Below are 17,289 nucleotides of genomic sequence, written 5' to 3'. Positions count from 1 at the left end.
ATTTGCCTGCGTTCCGGTGCTCACGTACCTTTAAGTACGCTCTGCTCCGGTACTCGAAAATCACTCTTTTCGCCACGGCCTGACGAATTTGCAACTGTAGTGCCAGGGATCATTCAGGATGACAGCGTGACACAGCCAATTCAGCAACCGGGCTACAAAGAACTCTTCGCGACATTCGGCAAGATCGGGCTTCTGTCGTTCGGCGGGCCGGCCGCGCAGATCGCCATGCTGCAGCGCATTCTCGTGGATGAAAAGAAATGGATGGATCAGGAACGGCTGATCCATGCGCTCAATTTCTGCATGTTGCTGCCGGGCCCGGAAGCCATGCAGCTTGCGACCTATTCCGGTTGGGCGGTTAAGGGCTGGCGCGGCGGCCTTCTGGCCGGGCTTCTGTTCGTGCTGCCCGGCGCTGTCGTCATGCTTGCATTGTCGGCGCTGTATATCTCCTTCGGGCATGTCGACATCGTGGCCGGGCTGTTGTTCGGCCTCAAGGCTGCGGTTCTCGCCGTGGTTTTTGAAGCGCTTTATCGCATGGCCAAACGGACACTGGCCTCGGGGTTTTCCTATGCGGTGGCGATTGCGGCATTCGTTGCGATAGCCTTCCTGAAACTGCCGTTTCCGCTCGTCGTTCTGCTGGCGGCTCTTGCAGGTGGCCTGCGGCATATCGTGCAGGGAAATGGTGCTGCCACAATTCTGGGAGAGGCGACGCCTGGCGCCTTGCGCGAATTCACGCAGCAAACGCTCATCTGGGGCGGGCTGTGGCTTTTACCTTTGCTCGGGCTTTTCTTCGCTTTTGGTGGCGCGCATGTTTTTGTGCAGGAGGCGGCATTCTTCTCAAAACTGGCGGCGGTGACTTTCGGTGGCGCCTATGCCGCGCTGTCCTATACGGCGCAGCAGGCGGTCGAGCATTTCGGCTGGATGAAGCCGGGGGAAATGCTGACCGGGCTCGGTCTGGCGGAAACCACGCCGGGACCGCTGATCCTGGTGCTGGTCTTTGTCGGCTTTGTGGGGGCTGCGAACCTGTCGGGCCTGCCGCCGCTTCTGGGCGGCTTTTTCGGCGGACTGATCGCGCTCTGGTTTACCTTCGTGCCCTGTTTTCTATGGATATTGGCGGGCGCGCCATTCGTGGAGCGGCTGCGTCAGGTGCGCTGGCTGTCGGCCATGCTGGGCGGGATTACGGCTGCGGTCGTCGGCGTGATTGCCAATCTGGCGCTGTGGTTCTCGCTGCATGTCCTGTTTTCGCAGATTGTCGAGAAGGCTGTCGGCCCCTTCACATTGCCGCTGCCGGTCTGGGGCACAATAGACAATGCCGCCGTCCTGATTGCAGGCGCGGCGGCATTCTTGCTTGTTGTTCTGAGGCTCAACATGCCGCTCGTGCTGTTGCTGGCGGCATGTCTCGGAATTGTAATCCGGCTGGTGTTTTAGTCGAACAGGCTCGAAACGGACTCTTCCGCTGCCGTGCGGGCGATGGCTTCGCCAATCAGGTCCGAGATCGAGAGGACGCGGATATTTGGCGCATCATTGATGGCGGTGGTCGGCTGGATGGAATCGGTGATGACCAGTTCCTTCAGCTTGGACGAGGCGATACGGGCAACGGCGCCGCCGGACAGAACACCATGCGTGATGTAAGCGGTGACGCTGTTCGCGCCCTTGGCCAGCAGGGCCTCGGCTGCGTTGCAGAGCGTGCCGCCGGAATCAACGATATCGTCGAACAGCAGACAATCTTTGCCAGCCACTTCACCGATGACGTTCATGACTTCCGATTCACCTGGACGTTCGCGACGCTTGTCGACGATGGCGAGCTGCGCATCGATGCGCTTTGCGAGCGAACGGGCGCGAACCACGCCGCCAACGTCAGGCGAAACGACCATGCAGTTGCCGGTCGCGTAATTGGCCTTCACATCGCGCGCGATGACCGGAACGGCATAGAGATTGTCGGTCGGGATATCGAAGAAACCCTGAATCTGGCCGGCATGAAGGTCAAGCGTCAGGACGCGGTTCGCACCGGCTTCGGTGATGAGATTGGCGACCAGCTTGGCAGAGATCGGCGTACGCGGGCCGGGCTTGCGGTCCTGACGGGCATAGCCGAAATAGGGCAGGACGGCGGTGATGCGACGTGCCGACGAGCGGCGGAAGGCGTCGATCATGATGAGCAGTTCCATCAGGTGATCGTTTGCCGGGTAGGAAGTCGATTGCAGTACGAATACGTCTTCGCCGCGCACGTTTTCCTGAATCTCTACGAAGATTTCCTGATCGGCGAAGCGACGGACGCTGGCCTTACCGAGTGGAATGTTGAGATACTGAGCAACGGATTCGGCAAGAACCCGGTTGGAGTTGCCTGCGAAAAGTTTCATTCTTTTGCCTCTGACGCCGATGCGGTCGCGGTTTGCAGTTTGGTTCTGTCGCAACAGTCCGCCGGAACGGACTTAATCTCTTAAAAACTTTAAAGCTGCGTACGGTCTGACCGGCCAAGTACTGCAGCTAGAAAGGTTTTCTTTCGGATGTGGGGCCTATTGCAAAGAGTCATCGCCATTGCAAGGCCCTCGGGAACACAATTGCTGTAAAAAGCCCGGTTTTCCGGCTTTCCCACAGTAGGCAAAACAGATTCAGCAAAAGATTTCAGTCTTTTGCTGCCAAAGCAAGTTTCTATGCGCGATTTGCCGCAAGCCAGGTCGAATATTCCTGCATGGTGCGGTCGGCGATTGTCTGCATTGCGGAAGCCGGAACGACACTCCATGAGTCTGCGGCAGCCCCCTGAACTTTCTCCTGCCCCTGTATCCGGTGAAGGCGGTTGCCGGAAGCATCCAGAACATCCCAGACGTAAAGCACGGTGGTCTGATTATCTTCCGAAAGAACGGAGAAGTATCCTTTCATCACATAGGCAGCACTTGGATCATTATTGCCTGCAAGCTCAATGCCCTTCGTCTTGGCATCGTCATTCATGCGATGGGTCAGCGGCGTCACCACATTGACCGGTGCGCCGACAATCGGGGCGATATGCAACTTGCCCGGCTTGAGCGCTGCACTGCGCTGCGGTGCCACTGGCGTGGTCGTCGCAGGTGCTGTGCCGGTCGTGGCCGGAGTTGTTCCCGTGGGCTGCACGGGAGCGGTGCCCGTCGCCGGGGTGCCCGGTGTCGCGGCTGGCGTAGTAGTTTGCCCGGAATTTTGCCCGGAATTTTGATTGCTACCCTGTACGTTCAGAGCGGACTCAGTGCTGTTGCAGGCGGCCAGGACGCTTGTAAGCACTCCGGCCAGCAACAACATCGTTGAAAGACGTGCCTTGTTCATGTTCGGCTTCATGCTCCTGAAGGCGCAGGTTCTCTGCGGTCGGGCATTTTCAGTTCAAAATAATCTATCGATTTTATCGACGTGCATCTTGCCCGAAAGCCGCTTTGCAGTTTCCGGGTTGCGCTTGTGGCAGTTTTATCGCCGATTGCGCCTCATTTTACAATCATATCAAGAGAATGGCGGGATAATGGCTGAGCTGCGCCATTTGTTGTGAGATATGTCTGCCCCAGCGTCATGGCGGTTTGGGTGTCGGAATCCATGATGATCATATGTGCGAAAAGCGTCATGTCCGGCTGGATGCTTTCCGGGTTTCCGGCATAGAATATCTGCGGGTCCATCCATGATGGCGTGAAACGTGCTCCCACCGAATAGCCACAAGTATTGAGGCGATGGCGGGTAAGGCCGTGTGCCTCCATGGTCCGCGCATGGGCGTCAAAGACGTCGCCGAATGTCGAGGCGGGCGTCATGGCTGCTTCCACGGCCTCCAGCGCCTCGCGTGCAGCCGCATAGAGCTCTTGATGATGTGTGGTCGGCTTGCCGACGACGATCGTGCGCATCATCGGCGCGTGGTAATGCCGGAAGACGCCCGACCATTCGAGCGTGAGCTGATCGTTCTTGTTCAGCTTGCGCCGACCGGATTTGTAGCGGCAGAGCAGGGCATCGTCGCCGGAGCCGATGATATATTCGTTGGCGGGAAAATCGCCGTCGCCGGCAAAATTGGTGCTCATCATCGCAGCCAGAATATCGGCTTCGCTCGCCCCGCCTTTGGTGAGCTTTATCGCAGCGTCGAGTATGTCGTCACTGAGTTCGGCGGCGCGTTTCGCATAGGCAATTTCCGCAGGGCTTTTGAGCAGCCGCAGGCGATCCACCATGCCGGAAGCATCGTAAAGCTTGGCAAAGCTCTGCAGCTGTTCGTCCAGCTTGCGCGCATTGGCGCCGGTAAGGCCATGTGTCTGGTACTCGATCCCGATCCGGGTGCCGAGAAGGTCGAGTTCGGTCAGAATATTGCGAAGGTCGGAAGCCGGATTGGCATTGTCGCGATCGGTCCAGACGACGACGTTCTCGATGTTCGACGTATGACGCGCCTGCCGCAAATCGGCGGAGCGTGTCATCAGCACCATCGACCCGTCGGCCTTCACGACGAGGCATTGGAAGAAGCAGAAGCCGAACGTGTCATAGCCGGTCAGCCAGTACATGCTCTCCTGCGCGAACAGCAGAAGCGCATCCAGCTTTTCCTGCTCCATCTTCAAGATCAGACGGTCGCGACGTGCTGCGAATTCTTCCGGCTCGAAGTGAAGGGCCATGCGGTTCTCCTAATCTTCTATGATGGCGATCGCTGCAATCTGACGCCCGTAGTCGGGTTCATTGCGATGGGTGGTGCGCCGGTAGGAATAGAATTGTTCCTCATCGGCATAGGTGCACTGGCGAAGGGATTCTGCCCGCACACCAGCCCTCGTCAGCCGGTCGGTGATGAATGTCCACAGATCGAACAGCTTGTGTTCCGGCTTGTCGGAAGGCCGGAAATAGGTGGTGTAGGCAGCATCTCTGCCGATGAATTCTGCATAGAATTCCGGCCCGACTTCGTAATTTTCCGGCCCGATGGTCGGCCCGAGAACAGCAACGATGTTCTCGCGTTTCGCACCGAGGCCGATCATGGCTTCAATCGTGTTTTCAAGGACACCGCCGAAAGCGCCACGCCATCCGGCATGGGCGGAGCCGATGATTCCCGCTTCGTGATCTGCAAAAAGCACAGGCCCGCAATCGGCGGACAAAGCACCAATGGCGATGCCCGGCACATTTGTGACCATTGCGTCGGCCTTCGGGCGTGGAGCGCCGAACGGCTCGGTGACGTGGAGGACATCGGGCGAATGAACCTGATGCACGGTCATGAGATGATCGGGTGCAACGCCAAGGTTCTCGGCGACGCGGCGGCGATTCTCGGCAACTTTTTCCGGCACATCGTTTGACCCGCTTCCAACGTTCAGGCCCGTATAGATGCCATCGGAAACACCGCCCTTGCGGGTGAAAAAGCCATGCGCGATCCGCTTCCCGTTCTGTCCGACGGGCTTTTCAAGGAGAGGCGAGCGGAGTGGTTGCGGCATATCGGTCATCTTGCTTCACTTTCCAAAGTGTCTGGTCCAAAAGTCGCCATGCCTTGCTGCAAATGGCGTTTTTCTCCGCTTCCGGTGCTCATGTACCTTTAAGTACACTGCGCTCCGGTTCTCGAAAACCACCATTTTCGCTACGGCCTGACGCTTTTTGATCCAGACACTAAACGGCGGGATGGTGGGGGAGGAGAGTCTGCTTGTCAATCGAAGCTTTCGCCGTCATGGAACTGCAAACGGAATGAGTTTTGTGTCGGAATCGCTGATGGCCAGCACCTTGAACAAGGTTCCCATTTGATCGGGTGCGGCCAGTCTTTCGACGTCCTGCCGGATTTTTTCCTGAAACGCTGCGTCCTTGCCCGTACCGAGCCGTCCGGCGCGATCAAGCAGGCCCATTGCGAGCAGAAATTCACCTTGCGTCGTCATTCCGGTCTTGCAGCCGCTGGCCCGCGCGGTCTTGTCCAGAATGTCGAAATCGACGTGGCTGGTGAGGTCCGCAATGCCCGGATTGGCAAATACATCGTCAAACCCGTGTTTCAACATGGCTTGCAGCGTATCGCCGAAACCGGCTTTCAGATGGCCATAGTCGATGTTGAGCGCTGCGCCGCGTGTGGTCGCGATACGGCTGGCGATTTCCTGCATCAAGGCGGTGCGCGCCGGGGCCGCTTCAAAGATTGCACCTTCGGGTGCTTCCGCATGGCCTGCAGGTAACAGTGCCGGATCTATGCCGCCCAGACCGCTGACGAAATGGAATTCGCCCTTTTCGTCGAGCGCGATCATCCGTTCGACAAAGCGGCCATCGACCTTGACGAACTGCCGAAACGGGATCGCATCGAACAGCTCATTGGTCACGAGGATCAGCGGCCCGTCAGCTATGTTGGAAAAGCGCTCGAACCAGTCGATCTTCGCGCCTGCGTCGGACAGTTTTTCCTTTTGCTTTTCGGCAAGGCGCGGGCTCGTTTCGACCATGGCGACACGCACATGGCCCAGCATTTGCGGGGCGAGCCTGCCAATGGTGCGCAGCATATCGCTCATCAGCGTGCCGCGACCGGGGCCGATTTCACAAAGCACGATATTGTCCGGTCGTCCCAGCGCATCCCATTCGCTGACGCACCAGATGCCGATCAGTTCACCGAACATCTGGCTTACTTCCGGCGCAGTGATGAAGTCGCCGTCACGTCCGAAAGGTTCGCGTGTCGTATAATAGCCTGACTCGCGGTCGCCGAGGCAGGCTGCCATGTAATCGGCGACGCTGATCGGCCCGGAAGTGGCGATCAGGCGTTTCAGCCGGTCTTTCAGCGAAAGATCAGGCATCCTTGGCTGCAGTCCGGTTTGCGCGCCACATGGCCCAAAGCCCGATCAGTACCATCGGCACCGAGAGGACCATGCCCATGGTAAGCCATCCGCCGAAGAGATAGCCGAGCTGCGCATCCGGCTCGCGGAAGAATTCGACCACGATACGGCTGAGGCCGTACCCTGTGACGAAAGCGCCAGCAATGAAGCCGGGCTTCTTCAGTTTGCGTCCGACCCAGACGAGGAGGAACAGTACGAAGAAGAGGACCACACCTTCAAGGAAAGCTTCGTAAAGCTGGCTTGGATGACGCGGCAGCGGGCCTCCATTGGGGAAGTAGACTGCCCATGGCACATCACTGACACGACCCCAAAGTTCCGAATTGATGAAATTGGCGACGCGCACCACGCCAAGCCCGACAGGAACACCGGCGGCAATCGTGTCGAACATGCTCCAGACCTTGATGCCACGCGAGCGGGCAAACAGGATCATGGCGAGTGTTGTGCCCAGAATGCCGCCGTGAAACGACATGCCGCCATCCCATACCGCCGGAATGGCAAGCGGGTTGGAGATATAATAGGAGAAATTATAGAAGAGCACGTAGCCGATACGACCGCCGAGCACGACGCCAAGCGCTGCCCAGATGACGAAATCATCGAGGGCTTCCGGCGCCATGGGCGGCTGGTTGTTGGCCCACAGGCGGTGGCTCCGTAGGAGCTTCTTGCCGTACCACCAGGCGAACATGATGCCGACGACATAGCCGAGGCCGTACCAGTGCACTGCCAGCGGTCCGACCCGGAAGATCACCGGATCGATATTTGGGAAGGCGAGCGCCGATGCGGGCAGCAACGTCTCAATCATGAAATCACTCCGTTTTGTGACGGAACATGCTGGACCGACCCGTTGTGGTCAAGCTGTTCCCGTCGGCTGCAAATCGCGTTTGCAAATAGCGTTTGCAAATAGCGTTTTCCGGGCTTCCGGTGCTGATCTACCCTTAAGGTAGCCTTAAGTACATTCGCTAGTGGCGCTTCCGGTTCCCGGTCGCCGTCATTTTCGCGTGGCCCGTGGTTTTGATTCAAGTGCGCCGAACCTGATCACTTTCTATAGCTGCGCTTGCATCGGAACTGAGACGGCCCTATTTCAAATTTATGTTTTCAACAGGTCTCACCTGGAAATAAGGAATGATTGCCATGACCAGCGGACAGAACCGGGTTCTCGATGAACTCGCCAAGCTTGTGACGGATGCGGCAGGCGCTGCGCAGGGCGTGCGCCGTGAAGTGGAAACGGCGTTGCGTTCCCAGAGCGAGCGTGTGCTCAACACGCTCGATGTCGTACAGCGCGAAGACTTCGAAGCCGTTCGCGAAATGGCAATCAAGGCGCGTGCGGAAAACAGCGCGTTGCTGGCAAGAATCGAAGCTCTCGAAGCACGTCTTGCGAAATTCGAAGTTGATTCTGATGCCAAACCGGCAAAATCGGCTTCATCTTCGGCAAAATCCAAAAATAATCCCTGAATATTTATTAACAGGCCGCAAGTGGCAAAAACCCTTGTCTTAGAGTCGGTTAAGGCAAGGGTCGCGGTCGGTCCCTCGTATATTTCCACATGCTTTCACGGCTCTTTGTTCAAAAGGGACTGGCGTTCAGATTCAGCATCAATAGACTGAAAACACTACATGATTCGTAACGCGGTCATGTAGGCGGCGGCGAGGGGCTGAGTGTCAGGTTTCGCGTCTTTCAGGCTGCTTTCCAGTATCAGTTGCGTATGTGCGTGTGCCATTGAGGCGCTTGCATGCCGTTGTGCATGCCGGTTCCTCAACCGATCAATTCGTGCCTGTTTTCCTGCGCTTGTTCTTGCGCGGTGGCCGGCACGGGCGAGCAATGACTTGCGCGCCGGGAATTAGGAAGCATCTGGGGGCAGATGGTTCCCAGAACAGGAAACGGACATGAGCCTTCTTGAGCTTGAATTCGCACGTGAGGCACATCCGGTGGATGTGATCGAACAGGTCGCGCATTCAAACGACTGGACGTTCGAGCGGACTGGCGACGACGAAATCGCAATTTCGGTTGCGGGCAACTGGACTGACTATCACATCTCGTTTTCCTGGATGGAGGATTTCGAGGCACTGCATCTGGCCTGCGCATTCGACATCAAGGTGGCCGAGCCACGTGTGAACGAAGTGATGCGCCTGCTGTCGCTCATCAATGAAAAGCTTCTGATGGGCCATTTCGATCTCTGGCAGCAGGAAGGCGCGATCATGTATCGCCAGTCGCTGCTGCTGGCAGGTGGTGCGGAACCGACGAGCCGTCAGGTGGAAGTGCTGCTTTCGGCGGCGCTGGAAGCTTGCGAAGCCTATTTCCAGGCCTTCCAGTTTGTGGTCTGGTCGGGCGTTACGGCGCGTGAAGCGCTTGAATGCGTCGTCTTTGAGACCGTCGGTCGCGCCTGACTACAAATCAGTTGAATTTTGGCCCGGCGCTCGCGCCGGGTTTTCTGCGAGGCCGGGAGCGCGGGCCGGGGAGTGAAAAAATGAGCGAAGCAACCACCATCACCTGGGCAGATTTCGAGAAGGTCGATATCCGCAGCGGAACCATTGTGGAAGCTGTGCCATTTCCCGAAGCGCGCAAGCCCGCCTTCAAGCTGAAGATCGATTTCGGCGAAAAGATCGGCATCAAGAAGTCGTCAGCCCAGATCACCCGGCACTACACGCCGGAGCAACTCATCGGCAAACAGATCATGGCCGTGGTGAATTTCCCGCCACGACAGATCGGCCCGTTCATGTCGGAAGTCTTGACACTCGGCATGCCGGATGAAGATGGCGAAGTGGTTCTCGCTGCAATCGACAAACCCGTGCCGAATGGTGGCAAGCTTTATTGAGAGCGGATGATTTCGCGTTAAGCAAGCGCGTTTCTCCCTCATCCTGAGGAGCCGTTGAAAACGGCGTCTCGAAGGACGAGGGAAAATTAAAGAGGCTCCCCCTCGTCCTTCGAGACGGTTCCTTCGCAAGCTCAGGAACCTCCTCAGGATGAGGGGGGAGGCGTTACCTTGCTCCACGTGCGGGGCTTGCTCTAACTATTTGTTTCCACGCATGTCTTTATCCCGCAACCGGTTCTCATTTTCTGGAGACATGCTCTAACACTACAGTTGCAAATTCGTCAGGCCGTGGCGAAAAGAGTGATTTTCGAGTACCGGAGCGGAGCGTACTTGAAGGTACGTGAGCACCGGAACGCAGACAAAACGCTCTTTGCAGCCCGGCATCACGAAGAATGCAACTGTAGTGCTAAGCCGGAATATGGATGGTCGCGCGCAGGCCGCCGGTCGGAGCGTCTTCCAGCGTAATGTCGCCACCGTGGCTGCGTGCAATATCGCGTGCGATGGCAAGCCCCAGCCCGCCCGTGCCGCCGGAATCCTGCGTTCGCGCTTCATCCAGCCGGACGAAAGGCTTGAAGACGTCTTCGCGGCGGTCTTCCGGAATGCCCGGCCCGTCATCGTCCACAACGACTTTCAGCCAGCCTTCAACATGCGAAATCGACAGCTGGACATTCTGCGCATGGCGGAAGGCGTTTGATACGAGATTGCTGACCAGCCGCGAGAAGGCGTTCGGACGCACATGGATCTCGCTGTCGCCTTCAATATGATACTTGAAGCCGCGCTCGCGCAGGCGTGCTTCATGCTCCAGTTTTTCGCAAAGCCTCGTGACGTCGTAGCTCGCGGTTTCCTCCGAACCTTCGCCGCGCGCAAAGGCGAGATAGCCTTCGAGCATCGTCTGCATGTCGGCAATATCCTGATTGAGCGGCTCGGTGTCGATCGAGTGGCCAGCCAGCGCAAGCTGCAGCTTGAAGCGGGTCAGAATGGTGCGCAGATCGTGGCTGACGCCGGAAAGCATGGCAGTGCGCTGCTCGATCTGGCGTTCGATGCGCGAGCGCATCTGAATGAAGGCGATGCCTGCACGGCGCACTTCCTCGGCTCCGCGCGGATGGAACCCCTCCGGCATGGGACGCCCCTTGCCGAAACTCTCTGCGGCCTCGGCAAGCTGCTGGATCGGCTTGATCTGGTTGCGCAGGAATGCGATGGCGATGATCAGCAGAACGAGCGCGGTGCCCACCATCCACGTCAGGAAGATGCCTGTATTGGATGCATAGGCCTGACTGCGCCGCGCAAAGACGCGCAACACCTTGTCCTCAAGCTTGATCCTGATCTCGATGAGATCGGAATCGCCCACCGTATCGACCCAGAAGGGCCGATTGATCTGGCGGGTGATCTCTTCACTCAGGAAGTAATCGAGAATGGCGAAAAAGGGCTTTGGTCCGGGAGGTGGTAGCGGATCGGGCGGCAGGATCGAAATGTTCAGCGCCAGCCGCTGCTGCGCGATGCGGATGAGATTGTCGTAGCCCGGTTCCTGCGGATAGGTTTCGAGAATGTCGATGATGCCTGCAATATCGCGCACAACGGCGGTCGACAGTCGTTCGGTCACCATCTGCCAGTGACGCTCCATGAACACATAGGCGATCACGGACTGGAGCAGAACCATCGGGGCAATGATGATGATGAGCGAACGCGCATAAAGCCCCTTCGGCATGATGCGCGCCAACCAGCGGGAGAATTTTCTCAAGGGCGATTTCATCGTGTTAAAACGTCCCTCAGTACCCTGTGGTTGCGCTCAAAAGACTTATTTTGTCGCAAAGCCGCTTCACACTTTTTGGCTCGAAAAACGCTTCCGGAAATATTGCTGTCTGCAAATGGCGTTTTCCATGAACAACATTGCGGCTGCACCTTTGGTACATGCCGCTCTGCGTTTTGAGAAAACACCATTTTCTGATCGCGATATTCCTGATTGCCGATGGTTGCTATTCGATGCTGAGCTTGTAGCCGATACCGCGCACGGTCTGGAGCCAGACCGGATTGGCCGGGTCCTGCTCGATCTTGCGGCGAAGGCGATTGATCTGGACGTCGATCGTGCGTTCACCGACATCGCCATCCTGACCGGTCAGCTCATGGCGGGGGATCGTCTCGCCGGCACGCTCGGCGAAAATCGCCATGATATCCTGCTCACGATCCGTCAGCTTGATTGTTTCCGTACCCTTTTTCAGCTCGCGGCGCGGGATGAAGAAAGTATAGGGGCCGAACACGATCTGCTCGATTTTCGGCTGTGCGGGTGGCGCGCCGCGGCGCAGGATATTGTTGATGCGAAGCGTCAGCTCGCGGGGATCGAACGGCTTGGGCAGATAATCGTCCGCTCCGGCAGCCAGACCGTCGATGCGGCTGTCGGTTTCCGACAATGCCGTCAGCATCAGGATGGGGACGTTCTTCTGCTCGCGCAGCGATCGCGTCAGCGAAACGCCGGTTTCTCCCGGCATCATGACGTCGAGGATCAGCAGATCGAAATCGATGCCTTCCAGTTTGCGGCGCGCTTCGGCAGCGCTTCCAGCCATGGTGACACGGAATCCGCTATTGGTCAGATATTGTGAGAGAAGGCTGCGGATACGCGTATCGTCGTCAACGACGAGGAGATGTGGCGCGTCGTCCGAGAGCGTCTTTTCTTCTTCTACAGCCATGGCGTCTTTCGATCCCATTCCGATAATTTTACTTCAGCATTCCAGCTTATGCCCGATGCTTTGGTGCACATATTATCGACTGGAATGCGGCACGTCCATTCACTGCCTGCGTGGACCTGTTTTTATACAAGCACTTATTGTCTGATCCAAAAGTCGCCATGCCTTGGCTCGCAAACAGCGTTTTTCTGCGCTTCCGGTGCTCATGTACTTGCTCAGACGCATAATCTTATCCGAAAAGTCTACAACTTTTCGGGATTATGCTTAGCAGTACACTGCGCTCTGGTTCTCGAAACCCACCATTTTCGCCACGGCCAGACGTTTTTATTCAGACACTTTGTGCAACTAGACGTAACACTCAAACCCAGTGTCGCTCGGTTCAAAGGTGTCTGGTTGAACTATCTTCGGCAGAAAACTCGTCGATCTGGGCGCGCCGCTCGGGGTTGACCATATTATAGAGGAAGCGCTCGATGACTTCCCGGTCCTGCGGCGCACAGTCCTCCAGTGCACGTGCGATGCGTCGTGACTGTGGAAGGGCGAGGGCAAGCGTGAGCTGGCGGCCGCTCTTGGTCGGATAAAGCTTGCGGTGGCGGCGGTCGTGAAGGCCGGTGGCCTGAACCACATGCCCCGTATCGATCAACTGTTTAAGCACGCGCGACAGGCTCTGCTTGGTGATCCGCAGGACCTCCAGCAGCTCGGCAACCGTCATACCGGGCTTTCGGTTGATGAAGTAGAGAACACGGTGATGCGCCCGCCCGAATCCGATCTTTTCCAGAATAAGATCAGGGTCGGCGGTAAAGTCGCGATAGGAAAAAAACAGTAGTTCGATCACGTTGAGGTCGGCCGCCTCCTCAGCCGTCAACGGATTGCTTATATAATTCATATCGTTCGTCGAATTCACATCGGTGCTCCGTTCTGCTGCGTTAAATATGTCAGCATTATTGACATAATTCAATCGCCCAGATAATTTTCGATAAGTGTGAGCTGGCTTTTTTGGAATAATGTTTGCGCTGATGCGTGCAAGAAGGAGGAATAATTGCGCTAACGGGCTTCCCGCCACCGTCTCAATGGGTTGGTGATGGGATGGTTGCCGCAATATTCGAACCCTGTGGAGGATTTATTTTCTTTCCATGCATGCTCCGCCTGGGATTCGCGCAATATGTTTGCGTGACCTCAAAGCATTTTGAACAAAAAGGCCAGCAATTACGCAGGAAAAGGTGGCCGTCTCACCAGTTATATCGATTTAGCTGGGGAAGACGGGATGCGGAGAAGTTTATCTGGTCTGAAGTCGACCTGAAACCAGATCGAGACAGCGCTGCTGAGGCGCATCCCGAAAAGTATGAGGCGATTTTCGGGATGCGCGTCAAAATGCATAGACAGGGCATTTCCAAGGTTTCATCCTGAAAAAAGAAATGCTCGATGAAATATTTAGGAGCAAGAAAATGGCTGCGATTCCATTCGATCAACGGGACGGATTTATCTGGCTGGACGGAGAATTCGTCGACTGGAAAGATGCAAAAATCCACGTGCTGACCCATGGTCTGCATTATGCGAGCGCGGTGTTTGAAGGTGAACGCGCCTATGGCGGCGAGATCTTCAAGCTCAATGAGCATACCGAACGCCTGCATGAATCTGCACGCATTCTCGGTTTCGAGATTCCTTTCAGCGTTGCAGAAATCAACGATGCCTGCCGCGAGCTTCTGAAGAAGCAGGGTTTTGAAGACGCCTATGTTCGCCCGATTGCCTGGCGCGGTTCGGAGTCACTGGGGGTCTCGGCGCAGAACAACCGCATTCATCTTGCCATCGCCATCTGGCAATGGCCGAGCTATTTCTCGCCCGAAGAAAAGATGAAGGGCATCCGGCTCGATATCGCTGAATATTGCCGCCCGGACCCGCGCACTGCGCCGTCGCGCTCGAAGGCTGCCGGTCTCTATATGATCTGCACGATCTCCAAGCACGCCGCCGAAGCCAAGGGCTATGCCGATGCATTGATGCTCGACTGGCGCGGACAGGTTGCGGAAGCAACCGGTGCAAACGTCTTCTTCGTGAAGGACGGCGCACTGCATACGCCGAAGCCTGACTGCTTCCTTGACGGTATCACGCGTCGCACGGTCATTGATCTTGCCAAGCGTCGCGGCATTGAAGTCATCGAGCGGGCAATCATGCCGGAAGAACTTGCCGGTTTCTCCGAATGCTTCCTGTGCGGAACAGCAGCGGAAGTGACGCCGGTATCCGAGATCGGTCAATACCGTTTCAAACCTTCCGAAATTACAAATGTTCTAATGAATGACTATTCTGCGGAAGTTCAGCCAAAGCGGGCGGCAGCCGAATAGTAGGTGCCGAACCAAGTTTTAAACAGAAAAAGAGCGGTCTTAGGGCCGCTTTTTTGTTATTCCGTCGCTTATTGTTTGACATTGGAAAGTTTCGGCACAAGATTTTTTTACCGGAGTCGCGCTATTCCGGTTTAAAACTCAGATGGGGTGACGATTATGGAATCTCTACTACCTATCATTCTCCAGCTTGTGGCTGGCGCGGTTGGTGGCAACATCGCCGGAGCAGTGAAGAATATCAGTCTGGGCACCACGGGTAACACGGTGGCAGGCGGCATCGGTGGTGTCATCCTCGGGCAGCTGCTTCCGATGTTGTCTGGCGGTGGCCTCGATTCCGTTCTCAACGGTGTTGTCGGCCAGCTGGCAGGCGGCGGCATTGGCGGTATCGTGCTCACGGCCGTTGTCGGCCTGATCAAGAACGCGATGGCTGCCAAGGCCTGACGCACTAAGACATCCCGAAAAGTGTGAAGCGCCTACGCAGAGAAATCAGTCCACTGGACTGATTTCTGATCCCGCTTCGATCGGGTAACATGTGCGTGAAAGCAAACAGTTGGAGCGCCGGTCTGATTCAATCAGATCGAAATGCGCTCTGGAGACTGCATGGTTGTGGGGACAACCGGTAAGACGAACTGTCGGGGCCTATCCCGGAAACCGTGAAACGGTTTTCGGAGTAGGCACCTCGAACAATCCTGGAGAGGGAAAACGGGCGGCTATCAGCCGCCCGTATCTATTTAAAGCTTCACCTGGCGGGCACAGGACACTATCTCTGTGTCAGAAAGCACCTTCCGGACCGCTATTTATTCAAGTGGAGTAAGACTATGGGGCAATTGCAGGCCATCATCGTTCCCGTCACGCCTTTCCAGCAGAATTGCACCATTCTGTTCGATGGCGAGACCAAGAAGGGTGTTGTGATCGATCCGGGCGGTGACCTGGATCGCATCCGCGAGGCGATTGATTCCCAAGGGATCGATGTCGAGGCCATCTGGATCACGCATGGCCATATCGATCATGCTGCGGCAGCCCTTGATCTCAAGGAAGCCCTGAATGTGGACATTATCGGCCCGCACAGGGATGATAAGTTCCTGCTCGATAATCTGGAAGCGACCGGCCTAAAGTATGGCATCACTGAAGGCGTGCGCAATGTTACGCCGGACCGCTGGCTGGATGAAGGTGACAAGGTTTCCGTCGCCGGGCACGAATTCGACGTCTTCCACACGCCGGGCCATGCGCCGGGGCACGTCGTGTTCTTCAACCCCGAAGCGCGGTTTGCGATAGTCGGTGATGTGCTTTTCAACGGCTCGGTCGGGCGCACTGATCTGCCAGCCGGTGATCACGCGGCGCTGATTCGCTCCATCAAGGAAAAGCTGCTGCCGCTCGGGGACGATATAGGTTTCATTTGCGGGCATGGTCCCGGTGGTCGGTTCGGTGATGAACGGCGCTCCAATCCATTTTTGAACGACATCGGATATGCATAAAAAAAGCCGCCTTTAAAGGCGGCTTTTCCTCGGGATGGTTTGCTTTGGAGCACCGATCTGGTTGAAGCAGATCGGTGCTCTAATCACTTGTTTTGACGCGCATCTTATCCGAAAACCGTTTCACACTTTTCGGGATGTGCTTTAATTTGCGGAGCAGAAGTGATCACGTCCGTCATAACCGCGATAGGTGCCGGTATTCGGATTGAATGACCGGTAACGGTCGGCGCAATACTGGTACCAGCCACGGCTCCATGGCTCATAGCTTGAGCGATAATAAGTCGCCTGACGAGCCGGGGCTGCCGGGTAATAAGCTGGCGGCGGCGGAGGCGGTGCATAGACCGGGGCAGGCTGCACATAGGTCGGTTGTGGCTGGCTCAGCGCGCTGCCGATGAGGGCACCTGCTGCAAGGCCGATCACACCTGCGGCAACGGCGTCGCCATGGTTGCGATGCCGGTCGCGGTAGTAGGGACGATCCCAGCCGCCACGATCCCAGCCATGGCGACCCCAGGAATCTGCCGATGCTGTTGCAAGCGGTGCGGCAACTGCCGCAAGGGATGCCGCTGCCAGAATGGCTGTTTTCGCAAATCGGTTCATTGTTCGCTCCTTCAGAAGCTCGACTGTAATTTCTCCGATACGCTCGCCGAACGGGCACACACGTATCGTTTATGAATAACTAATTAACTGTTTCGACATGAATGGAGGCTGAACAATGGTGAAGGGCGATGGAAAGCTGTCAGTTTCCGGTCAATTACATGCAGCATCTGTAATATTTCGCGCCTGAATGATCATCCGTTCAGGGTTGCATACTGGCAATAAAAAACCCCGGCAAAAGCCGGGGCAAGTGGTAGGTTCTTTTATGAACGATCAGCCGGTAACGGTGATGTTCACGGCCTTCGGGCCTTTGCCGCGACGATCCGGTTCCGTCTCGTAGGAAACCTTCTGATTGTCTGCGAGGCCAGTGAGGCCAGAAGCCTGTACAGCAGAAATGTGTACGAAGATGTCAGCGCCACCGTCGTCCGGCTTGATGAAACCGAAACCTTTTTCGGTATTGAAGAATTTGACCAGTCCGGTCTGTGCCATGGGATCCGTTCCTTTTCCTTGGCGCCACCGCTCTTGTGGAGACAGTGGTATTACAAATTCTGCCAAGCGCACCACACACCCGGCAGAGGGTTATGCAGGCAGTTCTCGACATTGGGAAGGAACCGATCATTGCCGAAGGGGAGCCTTCGACCCGGAACTTATAGCGGCCCCGGCGC

General features: G+C 56.6%; 19 protein-coding genes. 8 read left to right on the top strand and 11 right to left on the bottom strand.

The window, feature by feature from the left end:
* The first annotated feature begins 126 nt into the window (after window positions 1-126).
* Window positions 127-1,425 carry a chromate efflux transporter gene (chrA, locus tag KWJ32_RS13755; protein WP_012091665.1) on the top strand — a complete coding sequence of 433 codons (1,299 nt, stop codon included), beginning with the start codon at window positions 127-129 and terminating at the stop codon, window positions 1,423-1,425.
* Here chrA and KWJ32_RS13750 read toward each other — a convergent pair.
* The 6 genes from KWJ32_RS13750 to lgt all read right to left on the bottom strand — a co-directional run bounded on the left by KWJ32_RS13750 (window position 1,422) and on the right by lgt (window position 7,545).
* Window positions 1,422-2,354, bottom strand: a complete 933-nt coding sequence (locus KWJ32_RS13750) for a ribose-phosphate pyrophosphokinase (protein ID WP_012091666.1) — start codon at window positions 2,352-2,354, stop codon at window positions 1,422-1,424. The two genes, chrA and KWJ32_RS13750, sit on opposite strands and share 4 nt — an antisense overlap.
* 292 nt (window positions 2,355-2,646) lie before the next feature.
* Entirely contained in the window at window positions 2,647-3,300 is a 654-nt protein-coding gene (locus tag KWJ32_RS13745) for a hypothetical protein (protein ID WP_012091667.1), read from the bottom strand.
* A gap of 140 nt (window positions 3,301-3,440) precedes the next feature.
* Window positions 3,441-4,592, bottom strand: a complete 1,152-nt coding sequence (locus tag KWJ32_RS13740; RefSeq protein WP_151610224.1) for a Xaa-Pro peptidase family protein — start codon at window positions 4,590-4,592, stop codon at window positions 3,441-3,443.
* Between the two features lie 9 nt (window positions 4,593-4,601).
* Window positions 4,602-5,399 carry a peptidoglycan editing factor PgeF gene (gene pgeF / locus KWJ32_RS13735; RefSeq protein ID WP_012091668.1) on the bottom strand — a complete coding sequence of 266 codons (798 nt, stop codon included), beginning with the start codon at window positions 5,397-5,399 and terminating at the stop codon, window positions 4,602-4,604.
* Window positions 5,400-5,615: 216 nt separating this feature from the next.
* Window positions 5,616-6,707, bottom strand: coding sequence for a class I SAM-dependent methyltransferase (locus KWJ32_RS13730; RefSeq protein WP_012091669.1), 1,092 nt, complete (start codon window positions 6,705-6,707; stop codon window positions 5,616-5,618).
* Entirely contained in the window at window positions 6,700-7,545 is an 846-nt protein-coding gene (gene lgt / locus KWJ32_RS13725; protein WP_012091670.1) for a prolipoprotein diacylglyceryl transferase, read from the bottom strand. The genes KWJ32_RS13730 and lgt overlap by 8 nt, the downstream gene beginning before the upstream one ends.
* Window positions 7,546-7,874: 329 nt before the next feature.
* On the opposite strand from lgt, the gene KWJ32_RS13720 reads away from it, so the two are divergent.
* From KWJ32_RS13720 to KWJ32_RS13710, 3 genes are all read left to right on the top strand, one after another.
* Entirely contained in the window at window positions 7,875-8,195 is a 321-nt protein-coding gene (locus tag KWJ32_RS13720; RefSeq protein WP_012091671.1) for an accessory factor UbiK family protein, read from the top strand.
* Between the two features lie 429 nt (window positions 8,196-8,624).
* The gene (locus KWJ32_RS13715; RefSeq protein WP_010659627.1) at window positions 8,625-9,125 is read left to right on the top strand and encodes a YbjN domain-containing protein; all 501 of its coding nucleotides are present in this window, start codon (window positions 8,625-8,627) and stop codon (window positions 9,123-9,125) included.
* An 80-nt stretch (window positions 9,126-9,205) separates the two neighbouring features.
* Window positions 9,206-9,553 (top strand): tRNA-binding protein, encoded by a 348-nt coding sequence (locus tag KWJ32_RS13710; protein ID WP_012091672.1) that lies wholly within the window; start codon window positions 9,206-9,208, stop codon window positions 9,551-9,553.
* 403 nt (window positions 9,554-9,956) lie between these two features.
* On the opposite strand, the gene KWJ32_RS13705 is transcribed toward KWJ32_RS13710, so the two are convergent.
* From KWJ32_RS13705 to KWJ32_RS13695, 3 genes are all read right to left on the bottom strand, one after another.
* The gene (locus KWJ32_RS13705) at window positions 9,957-11,300 is read right to left on the bottom strand and encodes an ATP-binding protein (RefSeq protein WP_012091673.1); all 1,344 of its coding nucleotides are present in this window, start codon (window positions 11,298-11,300) and stop codon (window positions 9,957-9,959) included.
* Window positions 11,301-11,523: 223 nt separating this feature from the next.
* Complete coding sequence (locus tag KWJ32_RS13700) at window positions 11,524-12,231, bottom strand: response regulator transcription factor (RefSeq protein WP_012091674.1); 708 nt, start codon at window positions 12,229-12,231, stop codon at window positions 11,524-11,526.
* 376 nt (window positions 12,232-12,607) lie between these two features.
* Entirely contained in the window at window positions 12,608-13,129 is a 522-nt protein-coding gene (locus tag KWJ32_RS13695; protein ID WP_010659631.1) for a MarR family transcriptional regulator, read from the bottom strand.
* A gap of 182 nt (window positions 13,130-13,311) precedes the next feature.
* Here KWJ32_RS13695 and KWJ32_RS13690 point away from each other — a divergent pair, with 182 nt between their 5' ends.
* The 4 genes from KWJ32_RS13690 to KWJ32_RS13675 all read left to right on the top strand — a co-directional run bounded on the left by KWJ32_RS13690 (window position 13,312) and on the right by KWJ32_RS13675 (window position 16,033).
* Window positions 13,312-13,632 carry a hypothetical protein gene (locus KWJ32_RS13690; RefSeq protein ID WP_158304324.1) on the top strand — a complete coding sequence of 107 codons (321 nt, stop codon included), beginning with the start codon at window positions 13,312-13,314 and terminating at the stop codon, window positions 13,630-13,632.
* A gap of 38 nt (window positions 13,633-13,670) precedes the next feature.
* A complete protein-coding gene (locus KWJ32_RS13685) occupies window positions 13,671-14,561 on the top strand; it encodes a branched-chain amino acid aminotransferase (protein WP_010659633.1) in 891 nt (296 codons plus the stop codon).
* 156 nt (window positions 14,562-14,717) lie between these two features.
* Complete coding sequence (locus KWJ32_RS13680) at window positions 14,718-14,999, top strand: hypothetical protein (protein WP_010659634.1); 282 nt, start codon at window positions 14,718-14,720, stop codon at window positions 14,997-14,999.
* A gap of 377 nt (window positions 15,000-15,376) precedes the next feature.
* Window positions 15,377-16,033, top strand: coding sequence for an MBL fold metallo-hydrolase (locus KWJ32_RS13675; RefSeq protein ID WP_012091675.1), 657 nt, complete (start codon window positions 15,377-15,379; stop codon window positions 16,031-16,033).
* Between the two features lie 141 nt (window positions 16,034-16,174).
* Here the strand turns inward: KWJ32_RS13675 and KWJ32_RS13670 are convergent, their stop codons facing one another.
* Together KWJ32_RS13670 and KWJ32_RS13665 are read right to left on the bottom strand one after the other, a co-directional pair.
* Window positions 16,175-16,627, bottom strand: coding sequence for a BA14K family protein (locus KWJ32_RS13670; RefSeq protein ID WP_010659636.1), 453 nt, complete (start codon window positions 16,625-16,627; stop codon window positions 16,175-16,177).
* Between the two features lie 270 nt (window positions 16,628-16,897).
* Window positions 16,898-17,113: a cold-shock protein gene (locus tag KWJ32_RS13665; protein ID WP_010659637.1), complete on the bottom strand. Its 216-nt coding sequence runs from the start codon at window positions 17,111-17,113 to the stop codon at window positions 16,898-16,900.
* Window positions 17,114-17,289 lie beyond the last annotated feature (176 nt).

Origin of the sequence: Ochrobactrum sp. BTU2 (genome assembly GCF_024539785.1) — a bacterium.
GTDB classification, from domain to species: domain Bacteria; phylum Pseudomonadota; class Alphaproteobacteria; order Rhizobiales; family Rhizobiaceae; genus Brucella; species Brucella anthropi.
The sequence above is the reverse complement of the archived record's forward strand: the minus strand, read 5'-3'. Positions and strand labels throughout refer to the sequence as shown.